Here is a 20074-nt window from a genome sequence, read left to right as displayed (position 1 = left end):
AATCTCTCGGCGTTTGCACCACACGGTTGTTAGCGCCCAGGTTAATGCCGCTACTTCTACCATGGCAATTCCTCCCAATAAATGGCCCCTCGCATAGACTATTTATAATTCATGATCTTCATAATATTTATCAGCGGATTTTTTTGAAATCCGTTGAACTCCGTCAACAACGGAAACCCTCAAACCGTCAACAATGAATTTGTCTAAAGTTTTGTCACTAACATTCATGTAAATTTGAGCTTCCTGTTTCTTCATCCAATACGGTAAAGCTTCACGGTCCATCATACTTTTAAATACAGATTTGATTATCCCTGTTAGCTCTTGCTTGATTGGCTCTAATACCTTGCTAGGCAGGCTTAAAGAGATGTCGTTAGATTCCATGTAACTCGCCTCCTATGTTTGCTTAGTTGTATACTTTGCTTATCCCAATAAATCGAGGTGATAAGATATGGATGGTTTGGATAAACTGGTGTCCGATTTTGATCGCATGAGCAACAATGCCCAAGAACTTGATGGCGATCATAAAGTTTCCTTTGAGAATTTATTTACCAATGATTTCTTGAACAAATATACAAGCTTCAAGACAACAGGTGATTTGCTAAGCGCTATCTTGGCAGATAACGTTAAATCCTTTGATGATTTTGATAAACCTGTAGTTGACGAAATCATTAACAAAAATTCACAGTTTTCAAGTTTTACTGAAATGCGAGATGAAGCTATTGAATTTTATGTTCTAAATGGCTTATCTAATGGAACTTCATTTGATATTCAGTAATTTTAGACATCGTATTTTGAAGTTGTTTGACCTGGTCTGATGCCTCGTCAAGCAGCTTTTTTAATTCATCTAAACTTTCAATTGTTACATTTAATTGTTCCATCTAACTCACCTCCTATGCTGGCTGTTCATTTAAGTAAAGGTCGCTCATACCAAGCATGTCCGCTGCTTGTGCTAAAGCGTCATAGTTCGTCGCTTGAACTTCGCTAACTGTGCTCGGCTCCCACTTACCACCGTTAACCCGAGATTTAAGGTTAGGGTTCAACATCGTATCGTTATACTCAAGCAAGAATTTCAGTGCTTCACGTACATTTTCAAATTCCATTGTTTTACCTCCTATGCTGGCTCCTTGTCGAATCGAAGTGACGTCTGTCGAATGATTGTCTTAGTTGCTGTAGACGGTTCCCAATCGTTGATGAAGTCCATTACCATCTGGTAGTCCTTCTTGCGTAGCATTGACCGAGCACTCACGTTAGCAATCTTCTTGACGCCACCGTTAATATCCTTAAATAACTCGCCACGTTGTTTCTTCGTAATGTGCCCATAACTGTGAGCTACTTCTGACACACGTTGGTTAACACGCCGGCTAAGTGCGCTGTATTCAGGATTAGGAATAACTTGGTTCTCTTTGAGGTCTTTCACATCGCCCTCTACACTGTCTAGGCGCTGGTTCGTTTCCTCATTGGCTTGCAGCGCCAATCTGGCAATCTCACGTGGCGATGTTGGTAGCGCAAACTGTTTCGGGTTAAAGTAGTTTTCTTCCAGCTCATCAAACATGTCCCAAGCTTGATCAGTTCCAAGCATTTTAGAATGCCGGCTAGCACCACGTTTAGTCCAAAGATATAAAGAACTAACATGCTCATTAACCAAACCGCTTTTTGCGTATTGGTCCTTAAACTGCTTCAACAAATCGTTTGCAACCAAATAGAAATGCTTTCCTTCGATGAATTTGTCTTTATTCCTTTTAAAATTCTCTTGGATTCTTCGCGATGTTGTTCCATAAAATTCAGCTAACTGTTCAGTAGTTAAAATTAGATCTCCGTTAAATTTAACTTGTTGTACTTCTTGCATGTGAATCATTCCTTTCATTGAATTCCTAAAATTTTGGCCATTTGTGACCGAATCCGTCTTGACTTGGGTTCGTTACCACCTTTGATTGCATGGTTAACTTGTGACGGTGTGACCTTTTCGGACTTAGTGGTAAGCATTTCAGCCATTTCTTTTTGAGAAATTTTGTGGCGGCTCAATGCAGTTTTGTATTTAATTTCAATTTCCAATGCGACATCTTCGATTGTTTGTTCTGGCATTTTTACTCCTCCTTTGCATAATTTATTCATCAAGTTATTGACTTTAATTAAACTATAGTTTAATATTAAGGCGTATTAAATAAGCAATTAAAAACCTACTACTACCGCAATTCCTCGCCAAAGTTATTGTTTTGATAGATGTGTATTTTTTTGTTGCTTAATTACTTGATGAACTAATAATACAACTATAGTTTAATAATTGCAACATATTTATAACTAAAGTTTATTTGTTGTTCATCAAACATGGGAGAAATACCATTATGACAATGTTTGATAGAATAAAAGAAATTTCTAAAAAGAGAGGGTTAACCCTTGCCCAATTAAACGAAAAAGTGGGATTTAAACAGAATGTTATTTATTCGTGGAAAACAAAAACACCTTCTGTCGACAAGGTCAAAGCCGTTGCCGATGTTCTAAATGTTTCTGTTGATTACTTATTAGGCAAAACGGATGATAATTCTACTTCAATGAAGCCCAAACAAGTTGATATTGCTGATGATGATGTCATTATGACATTTGAAGGTAAGCCAATCCCTCCTGAAGACTTAGAATTGATGAAACGTCTTTTGAGAGGTGGTAGAAATAATGATTGACTATTTTAGAGAGGTGTTAGACTACGTATTCGATCACGGGATTGGAATTACTTTGTGTGGTGATTTTTCTTCACACACCCCATCTGGGTCAAATCCTCATAACAGGCAAATAGTAATTAATACGAAATGGTACAAGCAACGTCAACTGCCGTATATAACTGCACATGAAGCCTCACATGTGTTGAACCAAGATTCTGGGGTATTATATTACAGTGGGACTGCCAAAACCCCAATTGAGGCTAAGGCTAACCGCGGAGCTATTGATATATTGATTCCTATTTATTTTCAAGACATGGAAAGAGAATTTGCAGATCAATACACTTTTATGGAGGAATTCGAAGTTCCATCGTTCATGGAAGATTATGTAATCAGCAAAATTAGAGAGTATTATGCTAATTAGCTAACTATAGACCAGATACGGATGTCGGTAAAAGCTGGGGAATTTGGAGGAATTATTGTAATGAGAAAAATTATTATGGTCAGTTCTGTTTTATTAGGGGGATTGTTACTTGCAGGATGTGGGAATTCGAGTGCATCGAGCAAGGGCTCATCGAGCACTGTCAAATCTTCGAGTAGTTCAAACATCAAAATTACCAATAGTGACATTTCCAATCTGCAAGATGGCACTGCTGATTCATTAACAAAATCCAACTACAAAAAATATGCCAGTTCTTTGGTAAACTCATATTCAAGGGATTCCGATGACTATCACAAAAAGCATATCTCTAACTCAAATACCAACCCTAAGAAGGGAGATTACCAGATTTCAGTTAAAAATGGACTTGAAATGACCTATTTATCAAATTTAATTGATATTCCCGATCAAAATATTAAGGGCTTAAAACTTTTTAATACGCAGTACTGGTTATCCTCTATTGATAAAATAAGCAAGTCCTCATTAAACCAAATTGTATCTGGCAGTGACGATACAAAACCAGTGTTTAATAGTGATAATGACACTATTAAAGATGGTGATGCTGTGGTTATGGTAACAGTTGAAACTGATTTCAAAAATACAACTGATCAAACGCTTAGTTACGATGGCTTATCTGGATACGCTGGTGGAGATTACGACTTCACTACTCCAGATGGCAAACAATTCGATCGCGAAAAGGTTTTGTACAATGACGAAACTGCTGATGTAGATGTGCAAGCGGGAAAAACTGTAGAAGATAAAGACATGATTATTATTCTCGCTACAGGTAAGAATCTCAAAGCCGCGCTCAATAAAATTCCAAATACCTACTTACAAATTAAAACTGCCGGGGCCGAAACTAAAGACTATGATCAAATCGACGGAACTCGAACAATTAAACTTAACTTAAAACACTAAAACCGACAATTAGGGGTAAAGCTATGGAATTGTATGTAGGAACGTACAGCACACACGTGTTCGACTTTACCATTGCAATTGGCATCATTTGCTTCATAGCGCTAGTCGTCATGTTAGTTTACTGGAATCACAAGCGAAAATAGCACCCTGCCCACTACAGCTTAGCGGGCAACATGCGAGCGTAGTTCAACGGTAGAACAACAAAAGTCATACAAGGTTCTCTGCTTTCAACAAGCATCACGTAGGTCCGACTCCTGCCGCTCGCGTTGACCAAATACTGATGTCATTAAAAGCTGACTTGTTTGGGGGTGATTAATATGACATATTTTGATCCTGACGAAATACTTCAAACAAAAGAAGAAGCTTTAGATTACATGGAAGTGCATGGCATTATGACAGATGCCACCTTTCCAAAGCTTAATGATACGGGAAACACTGATAAACACATGGCTCCTGTTTACAAATATCTTAGAGAAAATGGTATGTATATACTTCACACTGGTTTCTATGATAGAACATTTAATTTTGGTGCAATATACTTTATGTTTGATGCAAATCGCTTTGATTATCAAACTGCACCAGCTGAAGTTAAGAAGATTTTGAAAATTTGGTCAAAGTTTCAATCTAATTAAACTAAAAAGCACATCCCCACCGGTCAAAGTTTGAGATGTGCTTATAATAAATTTGAAGAAAGGATTGGGTCTTAACGTACATGGTGTTTAACGTATTCGATTGCTGAATCATCCAGTTGCAACCAATGGATGTACTCGCCATCGCCAATATCAACAATAGCATTGCCAGCTAGTAAACTCTTTAGTGAAGTAATAGAAATATTTTTTTCTTGTGGGAACTGGCTTAACATAGTTTCCGTACCGGGAAAGCAAAATACATCATTCTTCGATTTTGCCGGAAATATATATTGTTTTGAACACATACGAACACCTCCCACTTACAAATATGAAAGAAAATAAAGTGCCAAAAACGCATCAGGAATTACGAGACAACTTTAATGATCATTTATCAGATTTAATTCTCGCTGCTAACCAATATGACGCTGGAAATCGCAGGCGCATAAAACTTGCCTCACCCATTCTTAGAACACTATTTTATAAACAAAGGTATGGGGAAATAATGATAAAAATATTGCCCCCAGAAATTTCCATTGATTTTGAAAGCTTTGCATCATCTGTGAGTATCGCCAATGATACCGTCTTATACGGTGGTCCAGTGTTAAATGGGCAAGTACCTGATTCTGATTTCAAAAAGCCTAAAAAGATTTATCTCCCATTGTTTAGCACGGAATCCATACATTGGATAAGTTTTGATCACTGGTGGAATGGACGCATACTTTATGTAAATGGCGAAGGCTTTAAAAGATGGGAACTTGTCAGATACATGGCAAACCAGGATGGCGGTGCTCATGAAGACCTTGCATTGGATGAAAAATATAGTAAGTTAAAACGTAATTTATTTTCAATGGAAGATAATAATGGAGGTCATTATAAAGAGCTTAATCTTGCTCTGTTAAGACAAATTGTTCATGAAACATTGCTGAGCTTTGACAAAATGAATCTTTTACCTGAGACCTACACATTTTCCAACCATGATTCAAATTTTTCAAACAATACAGCCAATTTTTCTATTTCCCAAATGAATATTAGCATGGGAAAGTCCCAAACATTTGAATATTATTAGATAATTTCACTTTTAATAATAATAAATGAAATATTTTCACCTATTATATCACAAAAAGCACACCCCCTCCCGCCAAGAAGTAAGATGTGCTACCAATAAAAGCCAGTGGATTGCTCCACTCTTTTTACATACATAATATTATCACAACTAAGGAGGTGATGCCTGTAAGTCCTTAAAATTCTACCCGCCTAGGTGAAATTTAAGGAGGAAATATAAATGGCAAGTATTAATAAGCGTGGTAAAAAGTGGAATGCGCGTGTTTCATATTACGATGATTTAGGAAATCGTAAATTTATCAATCAAGGTGGTTTTCGAACTAAGCGTGAAGCCCAAGAATGGGCTAACCAAAATGAAATTGATGTTAGCAATGGTATAAATCCAAGATTAGGTAAGCAACTATTTACGGATTACTTTTTAAAATGGTATCAGACTTATAAGGAGCCAACTTTAGCAAAGTCCAGTCGATTACGTTATCAGTATACACTTGGAATTGTTAATAATTATTTTGCGGGCAAACGGTTAGATGAAATAACACGCACCGATTATCAGAAGTTTCTAAACGATTATGCTAATCCTGTAGGTCGAACCCCTCGTTCGCTTAGCAGCTCCGAAAAAGTTAACGTGCAAATTAAGTCAGCCGTCCAATATGCTATCGATGATGGCATTATTAAGCGCAATTTTACAGCGCACACTAAAATTAGTGGGCGCCCAGAAAAGCCTAAAGAAATGAAATATTTAGACGGTAAAGATGCGGAAAAGCTGACTCGCGCGCTTGAATCAGACTTAACGTTTGCTCATTTAACTAAGCTGATGGCGTTGGTTAGTTTGCAAACTGGTGCTCGTTACAGTGAAGTTGCCGGTCTAACATGGGATTGTTTCTCTTTTGATTTCAAAACTCTGAGAATCAATAAGACCTGGGATACATTACAACGAAATGGATTCGCTGATACCAAAAACGAACAGTCCAAGCGGCTAATAAAAATTACTGATCACTTAGCTGATATTTTAAAAAGTTTTCACGCTCTGCAGATTATAAAGTTAGAAGAACTAGGAATTGATAATCCACTTGATTTGATATTTATTAATCAGTATGGACGTGTACCGGACAACACAAGCGCCAATCAGACGCTTCACAGAGTTTTAAAACGTATTGGGTCTAAAGATATTACCTTTCACGGACTGCGCCATACACACGCTTCATATTTGATTTACAAAGGTGTCTCAATTTACTATATCTCTGAACGATTGGGTCATTCTAATTATTCTACAACCATCCGTGTTTACTCGCACCTTTTACGAGAAATGGAAAAAAAGGAGACGAGCAAAGCCCTTGTGGCTCTAAGTTCGATGGACGGTTTGGTGCACAAGTCGGTGCACAAATCTTACAAAAACGCCTAATGTGCACCAAAATGTGCACCAAAATATCATTTTATACCGTTTTTAAGCGTTTTATCAAAAACAAAAACCGCTTCATACCAACGTTTTAAGTTGATACGAAGCGGTTAGTTTGATATAAATATGACCCCACCCGGACTCGAACCGGGATCAACCGCTTAGGAGGCGGGTGCCCTATCCAGTTGTGCTATGAGGCCATTAACAATCCGTAAAATATCATCTCACGGATTGTGCATTTTGGCAATTACTGATTGCTAAAGCGGTCACGATTCTTTTTACGCATGCCTTTTTTCTTAGAATGCTTATTATGACCTTTTTTCTTGTTAGGTATCGTCTTAACAGGCCGCTCGCGGCTCGTCTCAACGTGTTTAACCTTATCCGGATGTCCAGCAGGCGTAACCCGGTGGCGACTGCTAGCCGCGTTGCCAGCCTTCTCTGGATGGTCAAACGTCAATGGTGGAATCACTTTGTCCGGCTTGGTGTCGACAATATGATAATCAACTAAATATCCTGGCTTGATCTCATAGTTCGTATTAGCCATCATTTTCTTAAAGTCCCGCACATCATGGTCATCCCCAAAAGTCAGGACTAACCCGTCAGCACCCATTCGACCTGTCCGGCCACTCCGGTGAATGTAGGTCGTGACGTCTTTAGGCAATTGATAATTAATTACCGCTGGCAACTCAGGCACATCTAAGCCCCGAGCTGCCAAATCTGTCGTTAACAATAAACCGACCTTGCCTTGCCGGAACAACCGTAGCGCCTTTTCCCGTTCAACTTGCCGCTGATTACTCGTCAAAGCAACGTAGCTCACGTGCTGGTGACGTAATTCCAAGGCTACATGCTGGAGTTCTTGCATCTTATTGAAAAATACTAGTGCCCGCATGTGATCGACACGACTGATACGCTTTAATAGATCGACCCGGTGACGATTACCCACTTGCATCGTCCGGTGACGAACTACCCCCTGTGTCTGATCAATGGCACGCACATCGATCTTTTCAACCTGCTGCCCAAACCACCGAGGAAGCTCGTCTAAGATTTTCGTTTCCGTTGCCGAGAAGAAGCCTAACTGTAACGTTTCAGCAAACGTTGCATCAAGAATCTCGCGAATCTGATCCAAGGTCTCATCCGTCAACAGTTCATCCGCCTCGTCGACGATCATCATCTTCAAATGCCCCAGCTTGATTTTACCATCCGCAATCAAGTTAGTAATTCGTCCCGGCGTACCGACGATCACTTCAGGATGCTTCTTGAGCTTCTCCATCTGCCGTTTTACGTTCGCCCCACCAGTAATCGCAAGGACTTTGGCATCAATCAATTGCCCCCATTCACGCACCACGTTGGTTGTTTGCATCGCCAGCTCTTGGGATGGCGCTAAGATGAGTGCCTGAGTCCCTTCGCCTACCCGGAGTGCTTCAAGCATCGGCCACGTAAACGCCAGGGTCTTACCAGAACCTGTGGGCGCAAGTCCTAATACCGATTGACCAGCCGCGAGTGGCTCGGCTACCGCCGTCTGAATCGGTGATAATTCCGTGAACCCCGCCGCTGCAAATTTAGTTTTAAATACGTCTAACATAGTGCCTCATTTCTATTTATCGGTCTCAGGCGCTTCACCCGTAAAATAAAGGTGCCCTGACTGCCGCAAATTAAATAATAGTTTATTAACATTTCGACTAAGTTGTCGCCAAGCTAAGTATTCCGCCTGATGACTAGTCGGATCATTGATGACAGCCGCAAAATCGCGTGCTTCAGCCAGCATTGGATTGGCATCCGGTTGCACCCCTAAATCATGTGCTTGCCCCGCCTTATCTTGATAGGTAACTTGGCCTAGTTCGGCTGGGTTGTCCATCACGATAGCGTCGCGCAGACCGTTAATTTCTGATGGTAAGAACGAGTTACTTGTCTTACCAACGTTCAACGTCACTGTAAAATCCGCGTAACGCAAAATCGCAACACCCTTACCATCTACGCCTGTTCGAGTCAGTGTTGGGTAGTAAGCTACCTCTTCTGGCATCCCGAACCAGCCAACCGCGTCATAGGCTAAGTAGACCCCTAAGTCTTGAAGCGCCCCACCCGCAAAGTTCAGTGAGAAAATATTGGGTTCTTCGCCGGCCAGTACAGCATCATACCGTGACGAGTACTTCATGTAAGTTAGCGTTGCACCTTGAACTAAGGACAACTTCTTAATCTGGTCCTTGACACGCTGGAAGTTAACTTCATGAATTTGCCGAGCCGCCTCAAACAGTAACACATCTGGGTGGGCCTTCAAAACGGCATCTAACTGTTCAAATTCTTGCTGATTCGCCACGGCCGGCTTTTCAACAATAACATGCTTGCCGTACGCAATAGCCTGTTTAGCCTGAGCAAAGTGCAGACTATTCGGTGACGCAATGTAGACCGTGTCAAAACTTCCCTGACTGAAAAATGCATCCAAGTCGGTAAAAATTTCATCAGCATGATTCTTGTCAGCAAAGGCCCGCGCAGTTTCCGCGTGCCGGGAATAAACAGTCGTCAGCTGCCATTCAGTTGATTCAACCGCGGCATCAATAAACTGTTGCGTAATCCAGTTCGTTCCAATAATTCCTAATTTTAACATTGATTTGACCCCTCTCAACGGCGCTAGTCAACCAGTCGTGATTGGTGGCGCTTACTTAACTTGCTTTCTTAGGTTCTATTTTACCAGTTTTCACCGCTGAGTTGGGCTAGAAGGATTAAAAGATGTCCCGCCCGTTTAAAGCCATAAAAAAAGAGCCGCCACGCGGGCAGCCCTTTTAAAAGCTAAGCTTATTGAGGAACAACGTTAGCAGCTTGTGGGCCACGATCGCTTGATTCTTCATCAAAGGTAACTTTTTGGCCTTCTTCTAAGGTCTTGAAACCGTCAGTTTGGATAGCTGAGAAGTGAACGAATACATCGTTGCCATCTTCACCAGTAATAAAACCATAACCCTTATCAGCATTGAACCATTTTACAGTACCATTTTTCATGAACTAAATCCTCCTAGGATATAAAAAAATAAAAGTAACAAAACAACTGTTATTAACACCTATAAAGAATTTACGGTAACACAATTAAATGATACTTTAAAACTTCACATAAATGCCAATCACATTATATAGATTAACACACTCACCCAGTAATTTCCAATCAGAACGCCAATTTATTCAAAAAAAATAGTTACCGCCCTTACCAATTTCGGCAAATATTACGTTCATTACTTGCAAGTGACAGCCACATAAAGGCTTTAATAAGAATCCACTTATTACGTGACGTTAACGGCATTTTAGTGGTATATTTTAACTATAGATTTATTCAGAAAGAAGGTTGATCCAGTGAAGCGGCGTGGTGTAATTTTATTTGGTTTATCATTGCTAGCAGGGCTCTCCAGTACATTAGTTCGCAAACGACATCCTAGTACAGTCGCTGATGGTGACTTGGCAGTCTTTTACGCTGGGACTTGGACCTATCGTGACGAAGCACATCACCGGGATCATACCCTTGAAATCGACCCCAATATGATGATTCGCATCGACGGGCGCTCAATGCCAGCAACTGTTGAATCAATCTCGGTAAGTGCGCTCGTCTTACTTGACCAATATGGCTTTCACCTTGAGGTACGCGCTAACGAACAACGTCCCGTGACCCTCTTCGATGAAGCTGATGATCGTAGTTACGTTATCCTATCACCGAATGCTTCATAAAATAAGTCGCAAGTTAGGCTATTTGCCTGCACTTGCGACTTATTTTTAACTATTTTAAGTAACCACATGCTGTCAATTTACCGATCATGATTAAAACGGACTTGCTAATTGGCTTGCCGTTCACGCGCCCTTCTGCGATTGAGTGAACTTTTCAGGCAGCGCTATGGCAGCACACAAACTACTAGCCTACCCAGTTATCGACTCATCAGATGATGCTGGTCACTCGTTTCAATTCAGCCCCTGCGCAACAACTTTATTGAACGCCTCAGTACTACCGTTGAATAAAACGCCCGTAAATTCTTGCCGCGTGCCATTTTGGCGATACACTGCCCGATCAGAATAATGCATGAACATCACGCGCTGGCCTTGTTGATGTGTCTTAACCGTATCAAGCCACAAAGCCGTATGTTTAAGTGCTGGCTTAACGATCTGCTTAGCAACCGCTGGTGTTGACCAAACCACGCATGCGCGGTCATAATCTTGCGTCAGCGTCGTAACCAAGGCCTTAAGTTTGGCACGACTCTTTCTGACCGCAATCGTCTTATCCGTGTAGTCACCGTAATATTGCACCTGAATGGCAATCGGTAAATTCCCTACACTGTCACCCACGGTCTTTTCAAAATAGGCCGCTTGAGCCGCAGCCGTCGATGAAAAACTAAAGGTATGAACGACGCCCACTCCAAGACTCGTGCCGACAATGCGTTCATAATTACTGGAAAAGTTATCATCCGTATAACTGGCACCTTGGGTAGCATGCAAATAGACAAATTTAAGACCGTCATTTTGCAAGGCGGCAAAATCTAAATAACCGTCATTCTGTGAAACGGCGACCCCACGCACATCGAAGCCACTTACAACAGCGTTACTACGCCACCGTAACCAGAGCAAGCCGCCCCAGACGCTTCCAATGACGACTACTAAGACTAATAACCAGCCAATTCGATGGCGCCACCGCGCCCAGCGCGTTTTCGCATATACCGGTCGATAATGTTGTCGCTTTGTCATCTCATCAATCCTTTGCCTACAGCGTTAAAGCTCCGTTCGCGTCTGACTAATAGCCTCGCGAACTCGGCCAAGACTTTCTGCCATCTCAATATTGCCATGTACGGCAGTCATCAAGAAAAGACTATCGATAATACTCATTTGAGCAATTAACGATGTCAGGCCTTCTGACCGATAATTAATTTCTTCAGCTACTGAAATAAACGCGACGGTACTATCCTTAGCCAGTGGTGAATTACCAAAACTGGTCAGTGCAATCACTGGCACCCCTTGCGCATTTAAAGTCGATAGCACTTGTAGCGTTTGTTGATTACGACCCGTATGCGAGATAACTACCGCCACGTCATTGGCGTTCATCTGGGCCGCCTGCATGAGCTGCATATCATAATCACTATTATGCGCACATGGAATGCCGGTACGAACAAACTTATGGTAGCCATCTAAGGCCGCCACAGCAGAACCTCCGAGACCATAAAAGCCAATTGAACGCGCGTTTAATAGTAATTCCACCGCTTGCTTAAGATCACTTTCCGTCATGACCTGGCTCGTCTGATCGAGCGAGCTACGAATGCTATTGAACGTTGATTCGGCAATTCCTTTGAAAGTTGTTTGTTTTTCGACATCTTGAAAAGCTTCCGCATTAGTTTGTTCAATCGGTTCAGCCGCAGTTAGTTCACGCGAAAAGTCACGGAAACTACTAAAACTGATTCGCTTGACAAACCGCGAAACCGTGGCCGTTGAAACGCCGACCGCGGCCGCTAAATCTGAGATCGACTGAGCCGCCGTCTTAACAGGGTCGGCAATAATATAGTCGGCAATTTTACGGTCGGTCACACTTAAATTCGGATAATAGGAACGAATTAAGGTCAGGACCCGATTGCGATGTACTGGTGTTTGTGTGGACATTTCAGCCACCTCCATGACCAAATTTTACCACAATTCTTAATAACACCCTAAATTTCCTAATAACCACGGCCATCCCAGCCAACCACGTATTGGACTGAATACGTCAATTGACACAAGTAAGTTGCTATTCACTCGTATTGGCCGTCACTAAACCCTTGCGATTCTGCTTTGGTTTGTCTAACATGTACGTTCGAATCAACGTCACAATTTGCGCATTTTGGGGCAAGTCGGAGTGCTGGGCATCCGTTCCCGTAACCGTAATTTCCGTAAAATGTTTGACTTGGCCTTGATAAATATACTTACCAGCCTCGACACTCCGCGCTGGTACAAGCCCATCCGAATCATAATTTTCCGTACCCGCAACTGAATACATGGTCGCCGTCTTAGGTAACCGGTCCCGATACTTAATAAAGTCAGCTAACATCTGTGTCTTATGGTTCAAATTAGCTTCCGAGAAGTTATACGGCGAACCAATGGTCATGATCCGTTTGACAGTGATGTCGTCCCGATTGAAATAATGTTCAAAGAAATAGGTATAGATCAAGCCACCATTCGAGTGTCCAATCGCCTTGAAATTATTAAATTGATATTTGGTAGCTAATTTTTTAAAAGCCAGTGAAAACCACCGCGCCTGTTGCTTAATGTTGTCATAGCCGTCCCGATTATTTTGAAAACCAACCACGATGACTGGTTCATTATCCCGCGCACGCAACGTCCCAGTCATTTTAATCGTATCGTTGGTCATCACCGTTAGCTTAATCAAACTATGCTGGCGATGATCAGCCTTGTTAAGCTGCTTGACCAAGGTATCAAACCGATTCTGCGTCGCACTACTGCCAGGAATCATGATAATTGGCGACAGTTGTGAATCATGGCGGCCAGCCATTGCGGCCACGTTCGCCTGGGTCCACTGGTAAGACGGGCGAATCAGAAAGCCCAAAAACAGTAGGCCTAAGATGAGAACTAACAGACTACGTCGACGGCGTTGCCAATTAGGATGATTACGCATGCTCAACACCTCCCGCCTGCTTTTGGGCTGCCTGCACGATAGCTTCAGCCAGCCGCATGAACGGTAAATAAATCGCCACTGACAAGGCTAAGTCAATAATTCCTAGTAATAGTGCCACCACATTGCCGTTAGTTCCAATAAAGGCAATTAACGGTCCCGGTGTCCCCACAGGAACCGGATAAACTACCGGTGGAATCCAGTGCCAGCCAATTGCCAGTGCTGCCACGCCCATATTAACTAAGGGGGCTAAAATAAACGGAATTAGATAAATCGGATTATACAGAACTGGTAATCCCGTTAGTAACGGGCCGTTACTATTAAAGAGTGCGGGCAATAGACTCCAGCGTGCGACCACGTGATAATTATGATTATTGCTCCCAATATAAATCGCAATAACTAGCGCTAATAACATCCCGGTCCCACCAAAGGTTCCAAAAGCGTGATACAACGTATTGGCCGTATACGGATATGGCACATGATACGCAGAGTGATGTGTTAAGGCGTAATTTAAGTTAGCCGTCATGGTTGCACTATTAGTCACTAGTCGTTCTTGATAAGGGCCGGCCAGTCCTAGAATTTCTAGCAGTAAGGTTAAGGCAGCCATCCCAAAAGTCAGCCACAAACTATGGCTGGTCGTCGCAAATTTTTGAAACGCCGACCAACTTTCTGCTGAATACGTGACGATCATCAGCCAGTTCAAAGCGAGGCTCACAGCCAAAGCAATGACTAACATCAACGCCATCGGTAACAACGAACCAAACGTTCGTGCCAGAATATCCGTGGTATGCGGACTACTCTGTTCGGGCACCGGTTTACTGAACCATTTAAAGAATAAACCAGTCAAGCCACCGACAATCAAGGCCCCCGTTAACCCGTTCGTTCCAATTAATAACGTATTAAAAATACCGACCTGATTTTGATTCGTATACTGATATGCCATAATCAGTAATACCATTGCCGCGGTCAGTCCCGCTAATTGGTCATCACGTTGATTCAACTTGGCATGGTACTTGGCCGCCCCAAACGCGGCTACCACAGCAACGCCGTTTAATGTCAACGCAGTTAAACTATCAAACGGGTAGTGCAAGTAACGATAATATGAGACCCATTTTGATAAGTGAAAAATACTAGCTATAAAACCTGTTTTCGTCAAAACAGTCAGCTGAATAATCTGGCTAAACGTCCCGATTAAAATAAACGGGAACGTTAACATCAAGGTTCGCTGAATGATTCGATAGAAGTTAGTTTGTCGTACCCTTAGCAACCGCGGTACTAATCGCTGAATTAATTGTTGCTCATTAATTCGCACTAACAACGCCCCCATTCCGGTAATCTACTGGTCTTCATTATAAGCTGTTTTGATCACATCTGCCTACGAAAATCTGTTATAAATTCTAGATATACTCATCTTGGCTCATTCTAATGTGGATTTAGCGTCCCTAACTATCAGTGTACTAATCAACGAACCCGCGATGTTCTTAGAGAAATTCCCAGTTCACATAACTCAAACTAAGCGGCCGTTTAACTGATCAATCATCGTTAAACGGCCGCTTGTAAATTTCACAATTATTAAATTAATCATGGGCGCACTAGCAACAATCTAGCTAATGGTTATCCCAAACGAAATGATTAGCAGTCAGTCCTAACTTAAATGAATCGTGCCAGACCGGGCCCGGCCATGAATCAAGTAAGTTCCTGTTTGACCAACTCGTCCCGTTTGATACCCATCCGCCTGATGTTCGACCGTCGCGTGTTTCGGTGCGAGTACCCGGCCGCTTTGCGACTCCAACTCGTAGCGATAACTACTATCCACAGGCGTCGTTACCTTGATTGAACCACTGTTGGCCGTTAAGTCGATATCACCAGCAATAGTAGCAAAACCTAACTTGATACTCCCGGACTTAGCTATCCAGCGACCACCGCCACGTAAGTGCTGACCGGTAACACTACCACTCGTTGCACTGACCGCATATGCGCCTGCAGTCACGCTGCTCAAGCGAATGCGCCCACTCTTAACTGCTAACTCAAGTTGTTCAGTAACTTGAACATCATCCATGATCAAACCACCAGATGTCAGTTCACCTACCATTGATGTTGCTGCCATGGCGGTCACTTGAGCACTACCACTAATGACTTTCAGGTTAACTGCCATCAATTGTTTTAGACCACCTACTAAAACATTACCTGAGCGGCTGTTCAAAGCCAGCTTACCACTGAACTGTACTGGAATCAGGATTTGAACGTGTACCCGTAACGGAATTAAAAATGGGACCTTTCCCTGAACAATTTGGACATCAGTACCACGCTGCGTAACTTGTCCTTGATAAGCAGGATTCTTGTAATTCATGTATTCACGCACAATTACTTCATCCGTTGTGCCACGCGTTGGCAGCACCTTCACTGTGGCAGACCGGTAACTAATGGTCACACTTGCTAGGTCAGCCACAGCCACACGTTGTTCATTGACTAGCGGTAACCGTTCCACGTATTCACCAGCCAAATTAACTGGGCGGGAACTGGGCGCTGCCGTATTGGCGGGTTCTTGTTCATTGATTCCATCAGCATCCAAAGTCCAACGGCCCACTTTTAAGCCATTCACATCAGCTTTAATGGCCCCATTATTAATGGAGATACCCTCAGCATTAATCTTTAAAGCTTCACCATTATCAATGGCAATCCCGTCTTCGTCCACCGTTATCTGGTGTCTACGAACCTTGTCTGTATCGCCATTCTCAGTATTCACTTGCTGGATCAGATCATTAATATCCCCAAAATCACTAAATGCTTCCGCAACGGCCGCTTCAGGATCTAAGCCGCCACGTTCTTTATCGTTGGCCGCTTCATTCAAATCAGTTGCTAATTCTGTTTTTAGTTCCGTTAAGGCGGGGGTCACTGGTTGCTGCTTAAAATAAGTATTTAACCGCATCGCCACAAGTTGTTCAATCTTTGCTGACATTGTCGTCAAGCCTCCCTAAAATCAAGTCGTCAATAACCTGTTTTGCAAAATTCCACTCATCGATATTGTGTCGTAGTGTGGTCCGTCCTTGCGTCGTAATTTGATAATACTTTCGCCGACCACCTTGCGTCTCATTTCCCCAATAACTACTGATATCGCCATGCTTCTCTAAACGTCGAAACACCGTGTATAACGTTGCTTCATTGATAACATAGGCCGCATGACTCAATTGCTTGATGGTCTTAGCAATCGCATAGCCGTAACTGTCACCCTGATTCAAAATATTGAGCACGATGGTCGTTGTATGCCCCCGAATCGTGTCCTTAGATATTTCCGGTTTCACTGCCAACACCTCTTCTTAACTACTTTGTGACACACAGTAATTTGATGAACATAATATACCACCGATTACTGTGCGTGTCAAAGTAATTTGTCTGACAACAATATCCTCAACTTTTTAAATCACCTTATATCTCATCATTACCATTGCTAGGCCCTTTAGCTAAACCATCTCAACCATCATTGCATAATCCGGCCACAGCGCTATCAAGGTTCAACGCTTTTTTCAAATCCACGTTCCATTCCATGATGCAAAAAACGTGGTCCAAAAGGTGCTCTGCAAGCAACCTTTCGGGCCACGTTCCGACCATATCGATAGAAAAAATGTGCTCAATTTTTTAAGAAACTAAGCACAATCAGCTTGGTCCAAAACAATTTTAATTTCTAGGTATAACTGCTTTACCGCCAATTAATCCTACTAAGAATTCGTTTTCCCAACCCATTTTGCAAGATAATGAAGACCGGATACGCGCTAATCATCAGTGGTAAGTAGATCACCGCCAACGACCAATCAAGCAAATTAACCAAGGAAAAAATCCGCCCGGCAAATAAAAAGACGAGAACGAACAAGGCTGCCATTAGAACGACCAGTCCGATTTTAAATCGATTCAACGGGCGTGCTGCAATCAGTAACGCATTCAAACTAAAGATTCCTGTCATCAGCACACTCAACGTCGCGGTGGTTTCAAAATCAAGTTGGAACTTGTTACCCAGTATCATAATCACCATGATATAACCGACCACGCAAATCGCTGCGGGAACCGCAATCTCCATGACTTGCTTCATGAACCGGCCAGTAATGCGGGTATAATCCGGTTGCAAAGCCAAGAAAAATGTTGGAATACCAACCATTAACGACGAAATCGGTGTTAACTGGATCGGTTCAAACGGATAACTATGACTCATAAAGATAAAAATCAGTGTCAGTGCCACGGAATACATCGTTTTGATCAAGTATAGTGCAGCGACTCGTTCAATATTATTGATAACGCGCCGCCCCTCATTCAACACCTGGACCATCGCATCAAAGTTCGAATCGATCAAGACAAAGTCAGCTAGACTCTTAGTCGCCTCGCTCCCACTCGCCATGGCGATACTACAATCCGCTTGTTTTAGCGCCAACAAATCATTAACACCATCCCCGGTCATCGCTACCGTATGGCCACCCCGCTGATAAGCTTTAATCAGTTGCTCTTTTTGTTGCGGTGTCACCCGGCCAAACACCGTGTAATCTGCAACTAGTTGATCATAATCCGGTTTAACGCCAACCTGACTCATATCGACTAGTTGATCCGCGTTCTTGATTTCTGCACGCTGGGCAATACTAGCAACCGTCACTGGATTATCTCCTGAGATGACTTTTAATGCCACATCCTGATTAGCAAAAAAACCAAACGTAGTTTTCGCATGCGGTCGCAATTCATCTGTAATTAGTATTAGCCCTAACGTCATCGGCTGCGCTGGTTTTGGCGTTGTTAAAGCCGTAACTTCTGCTAGCACTAATACCCGGTAACCTTGTTGTGCGAGGGCTTTGATTCGCGCCTGCAACTCAACAGGTACCGTTTCAAAAATGAACTCCGGCGCCCCCATGACATACGTTCGTCCGTCAAAGGTCGCGCCACTCCACTTCCGGCTTGAAGAAAACGGTAATACTTCCGTTGGCTGCACGTGCGGCTGGCCAAAAGCAGTTTTGATTGCCTGTGCGGTCTCATTATCGTCGTCAATAGCTGTAACTAATGCGGCCAGTTGGCGTTCCACAGTTGGGAGCCCATGCTGGCCCCATGGTTCGACCCGTTCAAAAACTAATTTGCCGCTTGTGATCGTGCCCGTTTTGTCCAGACACAACGTATCCACGCGCGCAAGTGCTTCAATCGCCGGCAACTCACGTACTAAGACTTGATGCCGACCTAAGGTAAAGGCGCCAGCCGCTAGCGCAACCGATGTCAACAAGACGAGCCCTTCTGGAATCATGCCAACCATTGCAGCTACCGTGCCTAAAATTGCTCGGTTTTGACTTTCACCCCGCATCATTGTCGAAACAAACAGTCCGGCCCCGAGGGGAATAATCGTGAACGTCAAAATCTTAATAATTCGATTAATAATTGTTAACAATTGACTAGGTGTCCGGCGTTTTTGTTTTGCCGCCCGCGCCATCTGCTTAATAAAACTGCCGTGGCCAACTTGAGTTGCTTGAACGACCCCGTGGCCACCTAAAATGACACTCCCCGAGACCAGTTCATCACCTGGCCCTTTAATGACTGGGTCGGCCTCACCGGTAATTTGCGATTCATCCACTTCTAATCCGGTTGTCTCACGAACGAGCCCATCTACAGGTAATTGTTCACCACGGGTCACTAATAACAAATCATCCTGCACAATTTCGTCCTGACCAATGGCCACCTTCTGACCATCACGACGGACTTGAACTTTGGTTGCGGACAACAGTGAAAGCTTATCGACCTGTCGTTTGGCTCGTATCTCTTGAAAAATTCCAATCGCTGTATTGACAATCACGACGAACAAAAACAACATATTCTTATAACTACCTGTCAACAAGACTAATCCTGCTAACAGCACATTGATACAATTAAAAAGCGTCAGTAAATTATCGCGAAAAATTTGTTTGACGGAACGTGTCAAAGGCGGTAACGGTTCATTCTTCAGGCCCGCTGTCAGGCGCTGGTCAACTTCCTCAGTCGTTAACCCGTGTTCAATTGTTGATAAATAACGTTCTGACATGGCGCGCCTCCTAAAATTAACTTTAACGCATTGTGCTAATTATTGTTTAATCTGAATCATGATTAACTAGCACAATCCGTAACTTTAATCTTATTGTAAACGATTTTTTTAATCTAAGGCTAAAATAACGCCCTAATTTGATGTTTACCTTGCAGAATTAAGCTTTTCATTATGTTTAGTCACAGTAACTACAGTACTCACGCCCATCATCTAATCGTCACCAACATCTTTACTTCAGCTCAGCGCCCCTGATTCCCATTTTTGAACAAACACCACTTAAAATAAAAAGACGGCCATCCGTTGAGATGGTCGCTACTTACATT

General features: G+C 42.7%; 24 protein-coding genes and 2 tRNA genes. 9 read left to right on the top strand and 17 right to left on the bottom strand.

Annotation, left to right across the window (positions count from 1 at the left end; translation table 11 throughout):
• Positions 1–102: 102 nt before the first annotated feature.
• Positions 103–381 (bottom strand): hypothetical protein, encoded by a 279-nt coding sequence (locus LP667_RS04695; protein WP_050339256.1) that lies wholly within the window; start codon positions 379–381, stop codon positions 103–105.
• A gap of 67 nt (positions 382–448) precedes the next feature.
• Between LP667_RS04695 and LP667_RS04690 the strand changes: the two genes are divergently transcribed.
• Entirely contained in the window at positions 449–775 is a 327-nt protein-coding gene (locus tag LP667_RS04690; protein ID WP_056988413.1) for a hypothetical protein, read from the top strand.
• Here LP667_RS04690 and LP667_RS17220 read toward each other — a convergent pair.
• Genes LP667_RS17220 through LP667_RS04675 form a run of 4 tightly spaced genes read right to left on the bottom strand, consistent with a single transcriptional unit; the run spans position 747 to position 2082 of the window.
• Positions 747–878, bottom strand: coding sequence for a hypothetical protein (locus LP667_RS17220; protein ID WP_015380502.1), 132 nt, complete (start codon positions 876–878; stop codon positions 747–749). The two genes, LP667_RS04690 and LP667_RS17220, sit on opposite strands and share 29 nt — an antisense overlap.
• 12 nt (positions 879–890) lie before the next feature.
• Positions 891–1100 (bottom strand): hypothetical protein, encoded by a 210-nt coding sequence (locus LP667_RS04685; RefSeq protein WP_050339257.1) that lies wholly within the window; start codon positions 1098–1100, stop codon positions 891–893.
• An 11-nt stretch (positions 1101–1111) separates the two neighbouring features.
• A complete protein-coding gene (locus LP667_RS04680; protein WP_225428788.1) occupies positions 1112–1846 on the bottom strand; it encodes an ORF6N domain-containing protein in 735 nt (244 codons plus the stop codon).
• Between the two features lie 14 nt (positions 1847–1860).
• Complete coding sequence (locus tag LP667_RS04675) at positions 1861–2082, bottom strand: hypothetical protein (protein ID WP_056988412.1); 222 nt, start codon at positions 2080–2082, stop codon at positions 1861–1863.
• Positions 2083–2342: 260 nt separating this feature from the next.
• On the opposite strand from LP667_RS04675, the gene LP667_RS04670 reads away from it, so the two are divergent.
• The 5 genes from LP667_RS04670 (at position 2343) to LP667_RS04655 (ending at position 4640) form a co-directional block, all read left to right on the top strand.
• On the top strand, positions 2343–2675 hold the full coding sequence (locus tag LP667_RS04670) for a helix-turn-helix domain-containing protein (protein WP_056988411.1): 333 nt from the start codon (positions 2343–2345) through the stop codon (positions 2673–2675).
• Complete coding sequence (locus LP667_RS04665) at positions 2668–3075, top strand: ImmA/IrrE family metallo-endopeptidase (protein WP_056988410.1); 408 nt, start codon at positions 2668–2670, stop codon at positions 3073–3075. Before LP667_RS04670 ends, LP667_RS04665 begins: the two co-directional genes overlap by 8 nt.
• Positions 3076–3135: 60 nt before the next feature.
• Positions 3136–4008 carry a hypothetical protein gene (locus LP667_RS04660; RefSeq protein WP_056988409.1) on the top strand — a complete coding sequence of 291 codons (873 nt, stop codon included), beginning with the start codon at positions 3136–3138 and terminating at the stop codon, positions 4006–4008.
• 175 nt (positions 4009–4183) lie between these two features.
• Positions 4184–4274 (top strand) — tRNA-OTHER (locus LP667_RS16680).
• A 51-nt stretch (positions 4275–4325) separates the two neighbouring features.
• The gene (locus LP667_RS04655; RefSeq protein WP_003641356.1) at positions 4326–4640 is read left to right on the top strand and encodes a hypothetical protein; all 315 of its coding nucleotides are present in this window, start codon (positions 4326–4328) and stop codon (positions 4638–4640) included.
• Positions 4641–4711: 71 nt separating this feature from the next.
• Here the strand turns inward: LP667_RS04655 and LP667_RS04650 are convergent, their stop codons facing one another.
• On the bottom strand, positions 4712–4942 hold the full coding sequence (locus LP667_RS04650) for a hypothetical protein (protein ID WP_056988408.1): 231 nt from the start codon (positions 4940–4942) through the stop codon (positions 4712–4714).
• A gap of 23 nt (positions 4943–4965) precedes the next feature.
• Between LP667_RS04650 and LP667_RS04645 the strand changes: the two genes are divergently transcribed.
• On the top strand, positions 4966–5703 hold the full coding sequence (locus tag LP667_RS04645; RefSeq protein WP_156648179.1) for a hypothetical protein: 738 nt from the start codon (positions 4966–4968) through the stop codon (positions 5701–5703).
• A gap of 216 nt (positions 5704–5919) precedes the next feature.
• Positions 5920–7101: a site-specific integrase gene (locus LP667_RS04640; protein ID WP_056988406.1), complete on the top strand. Its 1182-nt coding sequence runs from the start codon at positions 5920–5922 to the stop codon at positions 7099–7101.
• Between the two features lie 121 nt (positions 7102–7222).
• Here LP667_RS04640 and LP667_RS04635 read toward each other — a convergent pair.
• The 4 genes from LP667_RS04635 to LP667_RS04620 all read right to left on the bottom strand — a co-directional run bounded on the left by LP667_RS04635 (position 7223) and on the right by LP667_RS04620 (position 10086).
• Positions 7223–7295, bottom strand: a tRNA-Arg gene (locus LP667_RS04635).
• Positions 7296–7342: 47 nt separating this feature from the next.
• Entirely contained in the window at positions 7343–8677 is a 1335-nt protein-coding gene (locus tag LP667_RS04630) for a DEAD/DEAH box helicase (protein ID WP_021730640.1), read from the bottom strand.
• 12 nt (positions 8678–8689) lie between these two features.
• Positions 8690–9697 carry a Gfo/Idh/MocA family protein gene (locus tag LP667_RS04625; protein ID WP_056988405.1) on the bottom strand — a complete coding sequence of 336 codons (1008 nt, stop codon included), beginning with the start codon at positions 9695–9697 and terminating at the stop codon, positions 8690–8692.
• A 188-nt stretch (positions 9698–9885) separates the two neighbouring features.
• Entirely contained in the window at positions 9886–10086 is a 201-nt protein-coding gene (locus tag LP667_RS04620) for a cold-shock protein (protein WP_003638174.1), read from the bottom strand.
• 345 nt (positions 10087–10431) lie between these two features.
• Here LP667_RS04620 and LP667_RS04615 point away from each other — a divergent pair, with 345 nt between their 5' ends.
• The gene (locus LP667_RS04615) at positions 10432–10800 is read left to right on the top strand and encodes a DUF4828 domain-containing protein (RefSeq protein WP_021730642.1); all 369 of its coding nucleotides are present in this window, start codon (positions 10432–10434) and stop codon (positions 10798–10800) included.
• Positions 10801–11028: 228 nt separating this feature from the next.
• Here LP667_RS04615 and LP667_RS04610 read toward each other — a convergent pair whose 3' ends face one another.
• From LP667_RS04610 to LP667_RS04580, 7 genes are all read right to left on the bottom strand, one after another.
• The gene (locus tag LP667_RS04610) at positions 11029–11805 is read right to left on the bottom strand and encodes a GH25 family lysozyme (RefSeq protein ID WP_021730643.1); all 777 of its coding nucleotides are present in this window, start codon (positions 11803–11805) and stop codon (positions 11029–11031) included.
• 24 nt (positions 11806–11829) lie between these two features.
• Positions 11830–12708 (bottom strand): MurR/RpiR family transcriptional regulator, encoded by an 879-nt coding sequence (locus tag LP667_RS04605; protein ID WP_021730644.1) that lies wholly within the window; start codon positions 12706–12708, stop codon positions 11830–11832.
• Positions 12709–12832: 124 nt separating this feature from the next.
• On the bottom strand, positions 12833–13717 hold the full coding sequence (locus LP667_RS04600) for an alpha/beta hydrolase (protein WP_021730645.1): 885 nt from the start codon (positions 13715–13717) through the stop codon (positions 12833–12835).
• Positions 13710–15041 carry a PTS transporter subunit EIIC gene (locus LP667_RS04595; protein ID WP_478210440.1) on the bottom strand — a complete coding sequence of 444 codons (1332 nt, stop codon included), beginning with the start codon at positions 15039–15041 and terminating at the stop codon, positions 13710–13712. The genes LP667_RS04600 and LP667_RS04595 overlap by 8 nt, the downstream gene beginning before the upstream one ends.
• Positions 15042–15359: 318 nt before the next feature.
• Positions 15360–16673, bottom strand: a complete 1314-nt coding sequence (locus LP667_RS04590; protein ID WP_056988403.1) for a DUF4097 family beta strand repeat-containing protein — start codon at positions 16671–16673, stop codon at positions 15360–15362.
• Positions 16657–17016 (bottom strand): PadR family transcriptional regulator, encoded by a 360-nt coding sequence (locus LP667_RS04585; protein WP_021730648.1) that lies wholly within the window; start codon positions 17014–17016, stop codon positions 16657–16659. Before LP667_RS04585 ends, LP667_RS04590 begins: the two co-directional genes overlap by 17 nt.
• 395 nt (positions 17017–17411) lie before the next feature.
• Entirely contained in the window at positions 17412–19751 is a 2340-nt protein-coding gene (locus LP667_RS04580; protein WP_021730649.1) for a cation-translocating P-type ATPase, read from the bottom strand.
• Between the last annotated feature and the right edge of the window lie 323 nt (positions 19752–20074).

Source organism: Lactiplantibacillus paraplantarum, from assembly GCF_003641145.1.
GTDB lineage: Bacteria > Bacillota > Bacilli > Lactobacillales > Lactobacillaceae > Lactiplantibacillus > Lactiplantibacillus paraplantarum.
This window is presented reverse-complemented; position numbering and strand designations above follow the sequence as displayed.